The following is a 6,396-nucleotide window of genomic DNA, read 5'->3' as shown; positions in this document are numbered from 1 at the left end:
AAGTCGGTCCCACCCCTTCCCATCCCGAACAGGACCGTGAAACGACTTTGCGCCGATGATAGTGCTGCAACCAGTGTGAAAGTAGGTTATCGTCAGGCTAGTTATAGAGAAAAAGCCCGCTCAATGATTTGAGCGGGCTTTTTTGCTTTCAGGCTCGGAAGATCGTCGTGGATCCACACGGATTGATCACTCATCAGACGGTTGGACGCGTGGATGGCAGAGCCATCCACCCTACGGCGCGATCAGGTATCGGATCGGCCTTGACCAGCGCCAGATCGCGAGAATGTCAAACACCCCACAAGATATCGGTCTTGTTATCCCGCGCCGAGCGCATCATTTCCAGCAACGGATACATCCGTGCCGAGAAGGTGACCACCTCGATCGGTTGATGTTCGTGGTCATCTTCATCGCGATGGTGCGCGTGGACATCTTGCGCCACCTGTTCGGTCGCCTGGTGCTTGCGGCTCTCTTCGATCTCGGCCTCGAGGCGCGGGATCACTTGTTCCGCTTCTGCCGCGGTGATGACACCGCGTTCCGGTTCCTTGTGCAACAGGTCGAGGATGCGCTTGGCATGCTCCTGGTACATCAAGACCTCTGGGTAGGATCTGCATTTAAAGGTAATCAACATGGCTATCTCTTGGTTTTGTTAGTGTCTAAACGATAGCACGACTGACGCAAGCTGACAGTGCGCGCGCTCGCACAACTCAGGCATGTTTTACCTTCAGGAGCCAGGCGACCCCAAGCACGACGACGGCCAGCGCACCGCTCCCCGTCACCGCCAGCGCGCCTGCTTCCGACAACGGCGTGCGCGTCGCCCCGGCCAGGAACCAGCCCAGCGCTCCCCAGGCCAGGCTGTTCAATAACTCGAGCATATTCATCACGAACCCACCCTTGCCGCGGCCCTTGAAATTGCTGCGCACCCCAAGCCGGCCGCACCAGAACACGATCAAGCCGGCGCCCAGCACGGCGCCGCACACCGCGAAACAGACGATCAGCCCCGCAGCCGGCGTACGAACGGTCAGCCACAGCAGCGGGACAGCCACCAGCGCCAGTACCGGCATGATGGCGGCCGCCAGTTTGGCGCGCCGGACCGTGCGCATCGACGCGGGCGACACCAGCAGCAGGTCCGGCGCATCCTCGGCGGACAGCGCGATCCAGGCCAGCGCGCCGGTCAGCGAGCCGCACAGCAGCGCCAGCCCGGCGCCCAGCGTCTGCACCTGCACGTCGGTGCGCTGGAAGATGAGGAAGAACAGCGGCAGCAGGAACAGCAGCTGCAGCAGCACCTGTGACAGCAGATGCGGATCGCGCACGATCAGGCGCCACTCCTTGACGACGACGGTATGGAACAGGCTGCGGCCGAAGTGATGACGCAGCGACGTGGCGCGCGCCGTTCCCGCACGCGCCGAAGACGCCGCCAGTTGCAGGCCATGCGCAAAAAAACGATGGGTAAGCCGCGCCGTCAGCACGAATACTACGGCAGCCAGCGCCGCCATCAGCAGCATCGGCAGCGGTTCACCGAGCATGGCGCGCGCCGGCAGCAGCAAAAGGTGATCTTCCACGCCGTCCCGGCGCAGCAAACCGTCCAGCATCGCGCGCACGCGGCCCTGGGAATCCCCGGACGACAGCGCATGCAACTGGGACGCGATGACGAACAGGGCTCCAGCCAGCGCCCCGATCACCTGCGCCACCACGCGGGTGCGGCGCGCACCGAGCACGCGCACCAGGCCGAGCGTGAGCAGCATCGCAAGGCAGCTGCACAGCACCGCGACCGAGACCACGCCCGGATAGATGCCGAGCCAGCGCCACTGCCCCTGCAGCAGGCCGGCATGGGCGAACGGCGCCAGGAAGAACAGGTACACGGCGGCGGTGCTGGCCGCCACGACGGCCAGGCGCACGGTGAAAATACTGTGCGAGGGCAGGGGCGATGACAGCAGCAGATCGAGGTCGCTGCGCTCGAACAGCACCAGCACGCTCGACTTGATCGCCGACGACAGCATGAAGGCCGCGCCGCCCGCCAGCACGGCAGAGACGGCGAGCAGGATGCGCGGATCGTCGCCCTCCCTGCCTGCCAGGGCGCGCACGGCCACCCAGGCCAGCAGGTGCAGGGCGGCCCAGCCGACCAGCGCCAGGCCGATCGCCGCGTTGGCGGGCCGCCGCTTGCCGGCGCCTTCCTTGCCGCCCGAGGCATTGAACCAGGCCAGCCGCAGCTCGTGCCGCAGCAGCCAGCCGACGCTGCCCGGCGCCGCCCTCATGGCGCGGCCGTCAGCTGCAAGAAGACGTCTTCCAGGCTGCCGCCCTGGGTGCGGGCACGCAGCTCGTCCAGCGTGCCCTCGGCGATCAGGCGGCCCTGGCGGATGATCCCGATGCGCTGCGCCAGCCGCTCCGCCACTTCGAGGATGTGCGTGGTCAGGATCACCGTGCCGCCCTTGGCGACGTGGGCCAGCAGCAGGTCCTTCACCTGGCGCGCCGCGACCGCGTCCAGTCCGGTGAGCGGTTCGTCGAGGATCAACAGTTCCGGTTCGTGGATCAGGGCCCCGGCCAGGGCCAGCTTCTGCTTCATCCCGCGCGAGAATCCTTCGGTCAGCTCGTGCGCATGCCGGCTCAGGTCGAGCCAGTCGAGCAGCTCGCGTGCGCGCGGCTCGGCATCTTGCGCGCGCACGCCCCATAGCCCGGCCACGAATTCCAGGTACTCGAAGGGCTTGAGCTTCCCGTACAACATCGGCTCGTCCGGCAGGTAGGCCATCCTGGCCTTGGCCGCCGCCGGTGCGCCGGCCAGGTCGATGCCGAGCACCTCGATGCTACCGGCGTCCGGCGCCAGCAGGCCGGTGACCAGGCGCAGCGTGGTGGTCTTGCCGGCGCCGTTGGGGCCGAGCAGGGCATAGAACTCGCCGCGCCGCACGACCAGGTCGAGACCATCGACGGCGGGGCGGCCGAAATCCTTGCGCAGGCCGGCCAGGCGCAGGGCGGCAAGATGGGCGTCCATGGCTGGCCTCACTGGGCTGAAAACGACGACAGGAACTGCTCGACCTGTTCCGGCGGCGCGGCATCGGCGGGACCGAGCACGATGACCTGGTAGAAGCGCTCGCCGCGCGCCTCGAAGCGGCCATGCAGGCGCATCGGCTTGCCGTTGGCGGCGCCCGTCGCCTCCACCCGCAGGTCGTCCTGCGGCGCCGGCGCCGCATCCTCGCTGGCGCCGATATTGCGCAGCAGCGCCTGGCGCATCGCCGGCAGCGCGGCGCGGGCGCGCGCGGCATCGGGCGCCGTGGCGGCGCCGACGGCGAAGGTGGCGCCGTCGACTTCGGCCGCCGTCATGGTCATCTCCACCCGCAAGCCGTCGAGGTCCACCGCGCGCGTGAAGGTCGCCGGCTTGGCCGGGAACAGGATCTTGTAGCGGCCCTCCTGGCTCGTGTGCTCGCGCCAGTTATAGGTGGGATTGCAGCCGGCCAGCAGGCTGGCGGCCAGCATGGCCGGGACGAGGATGCGCAAGCGCATTCGGAGCGGATTGGTTGATCGCATGGCACGATAGTAGCAGCAGCGGCTACCTCCTTTGCCGTTTTTTGAGGGACGGCGGCAACGGTATTCTTTGGGCATGGCGGCATGGCCGGATGTCCTGAACCGTGGGATTTACGTCCGCTCCCGACGGGAAACTTCTGCGACCATTCGCCAAACAAACCAAGTCCAGGGGGATGGCATGAAGGTCAACGGAAAGAACCATGAGGTGGACGTCGACGGCGACACGCCGGTGCTGTGGGTGCTGCGCGACGTGCTGGGCATGACGGGGACGAAGTTCGGCTGCGGCATGGGCTTGTGCGGCGCCTGCACCGTGCACGTGGACGGCGTGCCGACCCGCTCCTGCCTCACCAGCGTCGAGGCAGTGGGCAAGGCCGACGTCGCGACCATCGAGACGCTCGGCGCCTCGCGCATCGGGGCCGCGCTGCAGAAGGCCTGGCTAGACCAGGAGGTGGTCCAGTGCGGCTACTGTCAATCGGGCCAGCTGATGTCGGCCGCGGCCCTGCTCAAGTCCAACGCCAAGCCCACAGACGAAGACATCGACGCCGCCATGAGCGGCAATATCTGCCGCTGCGGCACCTATCCGCGCATCCGCGCCGGCATCAAGGCCGCCGCGCTCACGCTGGCGGGAGGCCGCCATGCGTAACGAGTTGCCGAACCTGCCGCGCCGCGCTTTCCTGGTGGCCGGCGCCGCCGCCGGTGGCGGCCTGCTGCTGGGCGTCGTCCTCGATGGCGCCAGCCGTCCGGCGATGGCCGCGACCGCCCGCACGTTCGAGCCGAACGCCTTCGTGCTGATCGGCGCCGATGGCCTGGTCACCATCACCATGCCCTATATCGAGATGGGACAGGGCACCTATACCTCGATCCCGATGCTGGTGGCCGAGGAGCTCGAGGTGGGGCTTGGCCAGGTGCGGGTCAGGCACGCCGGCGCCGACGACAAGCTGTATGGCAACCCGCTGCTCGGCCTGCAAATTACGGGCGGCTCGACGTCCATGCGCGCCGCCTGGCTGCCGATGCGCCAGGCTGGCGCAGCGGCGCGCATGATGCTGGTGCAGGCCGCGGCCAGCCAGTGGAAGGTCAGCCCGTCCGAATGCCAGGCTCGCAACAGTGAAGTCGTGCATCGCCCCAGCGGCCGGCGCCTGAAGTATGGCGCGCTGGCGGCGCAGGCGGCCGCATTGCCGGTCCCGGCGCCGGTGGACGTCAAGCTCAAGGAGGCCGACTTCGTCCTGATCGGCAAGCCGGGCAAGCGTCTCGACACCCCCTTGAAGGTCAACGGCAGCGCCAAATACGGCATCGATGCGATGGTGCCGGGCATGAAGTTCGCGGCGCTGGCGCAGTCGCCCGCCTTTGGCGGCAGCCTCAAAAGCGTCGACGAGCGCCGCGCGCTGGCGGTGAAGGGCGTGCGCCAGGTGGTCAAGCTCGACGACTGCGTGGCCGTGATCGCCGACCACACCGGCGCTGCGCGCAAGGGACTGGCGGCGCTTGAGATCGTCTGGGACGACGGCCCCAACGTCAGCGTCGACAGCGCGGCCTTGTCGAGCGCGCTGGTGAAAGCGTCCGAAGGCCCGGCGGCGAAGGTGAGGCAGGAAGGAGAGCCGGCGCAGGCCGGCGGCAAGCGCATCGCGGCCACGTATGAGCAGCCCTACCTGATCCACGCCGCCATGGAGCCGCTCAACTGCACCGTGCACGTGAAGGACGGCGGTTGCGAGCTGTGGCTCGGCACCCAGGTGATGACCCTGAGCCGCGCGGCGGCGGCCAAGGCCGCGGGGGTGGCGCCGGACAAGGTGACGGTCCATAACCACTACCTCGGCGGCGGCTTCGGCCGCCGCCTGGAGGTCGACATGGTCACGCGCGCGGTGCAGATCGCGCGCCACGTGAAGGGCCCGGTGAAGGTCACCTGGAGCCGCGAGGAAGACACCCAGCACGACATCTACCGCGGCGGCTTTCACGACCGGCTCGAGGCGCGCGTCGACGGCGAGGGCATGCCGCTGGCCTGGAGCCACCGCATCACCGGCCCGTCGACCATCAAGCGCTTCTTCCCGGCCGGCTACGTCAACGGCTTCGACGAAGAGGTGGTCGAGGGCGCCATGCATCCGCCCTATGCCTTCCCCAGCCTGCTGGTCGAGTACGTGAACCACGAGCCGCCGGTGCCGACCGGCTTCTGGCGCGGCGTCGGCCCGGCGCACAACCTGTTCGTGGTCGAGAGCTTCATCGACGAGCTGGCGGCGGCGGCCGGCAAGGATCCGGTCGCCTATCGCAGCGCGCTCCTGAAGGACAATCCGCGCGCGCTGGCGGTGCTGCGCCTGGCCGCCGACAAGGCCGGCTGGGGCAAGCCGCCTCCGGAAGGCCAGGGCCGCGGCGTCTCGCTGCAGCACGTGTTCGGCACCTATCTGGCGCTGGTGACCGACGTCGCGGTGAGCAAGGAAGGCGAGGTGGCGGTCAAGCGCGTGGTCGCGGCGGTCGATACCGGCGTCGCGATCAATCCCGACACCATCCGCGCCCAGCTCGAGAGCGGCATCAACTTCGGCATCTCGGCCGCTTTGTGGGGCAAGGCGACGGTGGCGGGAGGCCGCATCCAGCAGTCGAACTTCCACGACGTGCGGGTCATGCGCATCAACGAGGCGCCCGCGATCGAGACCCATATCGTGGCCAGCCGCGAAGCGCCGGGCGGCATCGGCGAGCCGGGCACCGCCGCGCTGTTCCCGTCGCTCGCCAATGCCGTGTTCGCGGCCACCGGCAAGCGCGTGCGCACGCTGCCGATCGAGCCCGAACAGCTCCGCAGCGCCTGATTTTCGCAGCAAGAAAACGACGCGCCGGGCGGGCCGGTCTCCATCGAAAGATGGAGGACTTCGGCCCGCCCGGCGCGTCTTGGCGTATTATTTTCTC

Annotated in this window: 6 protein-coding genes and 1 rRNA gene; 3 read left to right on the top strand and 4 right to left on the bottom strand. The window is 68.3% G+C overall.

The features are described from left to right. Nucleotides 1-98, top strand: a 5S ribosomal RNA gene (gene rrf / locus J3U95_RS28875); the annotation flags it as partial. A 188-nt stretch (nt 99-286) separates the two neighbouring features. Here the strand turns inward: rrf and J3U95_RS02150 are convergent. The 4 genes from J3U95_RS02150 to J3U95_RS02135 all read right to left on the bottom strand — a co-directional run bounded on the left by J3U95_RS02150 (nt 287) and on the right by J3U95_RS02135 (nt 3,492). Further along, entirely contained in the window at nt 287-628 is a 342-nt protein-coding gene (locus J3U95_RS02150) for a DUF1840 domain-containing protein (RefSeq protein WP_208277048.1), read from the bottom strand. Nucleotides 629-704: 76 nt separating this feature from the next. Next, complete coding sequence (locus J3U95_RS02145; protein ID WP_208277047.1) at nt 705-2,252, bottom strand: hypothetical protein; 1,548 nt, start codon at nt 2,250-2,252, stop codon at nt 705-707. After that, complete coding sequence (locus tag J3U95_RS02140; RefSeq protein ID WP_208277046.1) at nt 2,249-2,983, bottom strand: ABC transporter ATP-binding protein; 735 nt, start codon at nt 2,981-2,983, stop codon at nt 2,249-2,251. Before J3U95_RS02140 ends, J3U95_RS02145 begins: the two co-directional genes overlap by 4 nt. Before the next feature lie 8 nt (nt 2,984-2,991). After that, entirely contained in the window at nt 2,992-3,492 is a 501-nt protein-coding gene (locus tag J3U95_RS02135; protein WP_370662037.1) for a hypothetical protein, read from the bottom strand. 199 nt (nt 3,493-3,691) lie between these two features. Between J3U95_RS02135 and J3U95_RS02130 the strand changes: the two genes are divergently transcribed. Both J3U95_RS02130 and J3U95_RS02125 read left to right on the top strand, forming a co-directional pair. After that, nucleotides 3,692-4,156, top strand: a complete 465-nt coding sequence (locus J3U95_RS02130) for a (2Fe-2S)-binding protein (protein WP_123070496.1) — start codon at nt 3,692-3,694, stop codon at nt 4,154-4,156. Further along, on the top strand, nt 4,149-6,299 hold the full coding sequence (locus J3U95_RS02125; RefSeq protein ID WP_208277045.1) for a xanthine dehydrogenase family protein molybdopterin-binding subunit: 2,151 nt from the start codon (nt 4,149-4,151) through the stop codon (nt 6,297-6,299). Before J3U95_RS02130 ends, J3U95_RS02125 begins: the two co-directional genes overlap by 8 nt. The last annotated feature ends 97 nt before the right edge of the window (nt 6,300-6,396 follow it).

The sequence above is a fragment of the Massilia oculi genome (assembly GCF_017582745.1).
Classification (GTDB): domain Bacteria; phylum Pseudomonadota; class Gammaproteobacteria; order Burkholderiales; family Burkholderiaceae_D; genus Telluria; species Telluria oculi_A.
This window is presented reverse-complemented; position numbering and strand designations above follow the sequence as displayed.